The 2,070-nt window shown below is 50.7% G+C and carries 1 protein-coding gene and 1 pseudogene; both read right to left on the bottom strand.

The annotated features are described in order from the left end of the window. Window positions 1–121 precede the first annotated feature (121 nt). Window positions 122–790: a hypothetical protein gene (locus AAAX73_RS09650; protein ID WP_349125772.1), complete on the bottom strand. Its 669-nt coding sequence runs from the start codon at window positions 788–790 to the stop codon at window positions 122–124. Window positions 791–968: 178 nt separating this feature from the next. Continuing rightward, a pseudogene (locus tag AAAX73_RS09645) lies at window positions 969–2,070 on the bottom strand (hypothetical protein); the annotation flags it as partial.

Raw genomic sequence — 2,070 nt, 5'->3', positions numbered from 1 at the left:
TCCGGACATGCCGTCCTCCGATCTCCCGGGGCCGGCCGATCCGGCCCTCAGGGTATCGGGTTCCCACATTCATCCGCACATGTGCGGATGAATGTGGGAGGTGTTCGAATGAAGTCGATAATCAAGGCTCACCATTTGAGGTCCAGCCAAGCCATCCAACATTTGCAGAATGCACGCGATACCAAATATCATATGTATCGGACAGGTTACTCGACAATGTCAGCTTAATGGCCTCGATAGCTCGCGATTGTCCAACTGTTCCCGATACCTGTCCATTTCCCACTGGCCGGGCATCCCATCCAATTCCGGAAACATGCGCTTGAACCGAGATGCTATCGTTCTCAAATGGGCTACCATCTCGAGCGAGGAGGTTGATCTTTAGAGCCTCGACGCGCTTAGCGCGACCCGTTGTGCCGGCCGTCATTCCATCTGAAACAACATCTTGCCAGCCAATATCCTGGACATGCGCTTGATATGCGATTGAACCGAATTCGACAGAAGAGCCCTTTTCAGAATTCGTCGAATCAGTTGCAGTGGAGCCACACTCATCGGAAACGGAGGAGGCGGAATCCACATCAGGCGCAGTCGAGCGGTCATCTTCGCCGCCTTGCTCTTCGTCATTTATAACGTAACTTTCGTCTTTTGAGCCAATAGTGGCGTAATCAGGGGAAACAAATGATTCGAATTTCCCTGGTAAAGAGTCAGCCCATAGAGATAGAGGTGTCAAGAGACACTCAATGATCAATAGTGATGCCATCGTCACCGCTAGCCGTCGTTGCACCTTTTTCATTTTGGCTCCCCATCGATTAGCCGACTATAGAATTATTATTTACTTATTCCATGGTTGCTCAAATACGCAAAACGCGAATGGTGCAAAAATAGAAACGAACGGAACGCCACAAAAGCGAACCGTTCGTTTTAAATCAAAGTACCAGGCTAAACTCAACTAGGAGCATCTTAAACTCTCGCTATGCAAGAGGCACGTTGTCGTACCAACCCCATTTTGGCTTATACGTAGTGGAATAGTAGTCTAGCCAATAACCCATATCTAGAGTCCTGATATGGCCAACATTATCCATAACTTGGTTATTGCCAATATAGATACAAACGTGACCATATATACGGCCCATATACGTATGTATATGTGAGGGGACAGCAATGACCATTCCAACCTTCAGCTGTGAATAATCAGTATATTTGCAGAAATCCCAATAGTAGTCACAGGCATCCGTATGAACATTCCTGAATCCAGCCCGCTCATAGACCTGAGCAATCCATTCCGAACACAACCCCGGACCAGGAGAGGGAACTTGCCTCGACAGATCAACAATTTTCTTCTGCATTGGATTAGCAAGAGAAAGGGGTTCGCCAAGAAGCATCGAAGAGATGGTACTCCCCGGAGCAGCAGCGCCCTTTCTCGTAATTCTTACCTGAACGGCCTGAACATGCGCCCCATAGCCGGTGCTGCCGGCGACGGCGCCATTTTTTGTCCAACCGAGCCAACCAACGTTTTCGACATGGACCCTATACCAAACATCGAAATAAGTTGCCAAGTCACCCGATAGGGAGACTTTAATTGCTTCAACCGGATTGGATTCAGTAGCAGACGACAGTTGATCCCCGTTTGACTTACCAGAAGTCCAACCTGCATTTGAAAGGTGCAGCTGATAATTAATTCCACCGGCAACGAACGAAGTGATCTTGGCCGAGAACCCGGTAATGGAAATGCCCTCACCAGTCGTACCGGACACCTCTCCGGCAGAAACAGAATTCTGCCAAGCGCCCTTCGCCTGGGATGAGTACGTCACCGTTGGTAATTCAAGATGAGAATAGCCAGTCGTATCAGGATGGGACGCACCCTTCTTAATAAGCTTAATCTGAACCGCCTCAAGGGAACAAGACATTCCGGTGGTGCCGGCCTCCTCGCCGTCCTTTGCCCAGGCCATCCAGCCGATGTTGGAGGCGTGGACGCGGTAGCAGACGTCGTAGTCCTTCGCGAGGGAGCCCGTGAGCCTCAGGCGCACGGCCTCGACGGCGCGGCCCTGTCCGGTGGTGCCGCCCTCGGACGCC

The organism is Collinsella sp. CLA-ER-H9, assembly GCF_040092295.1.
GTDB lineage: Bacteria > Actinomycetota > Coriobacteriia > Coriobacteriales > Coriobacteriaceae > Collinsella.
Note: the sequence above shows the minus strand (reverse complement) of the source record. Positions and strands in the feature narration are given on the sequence as shown.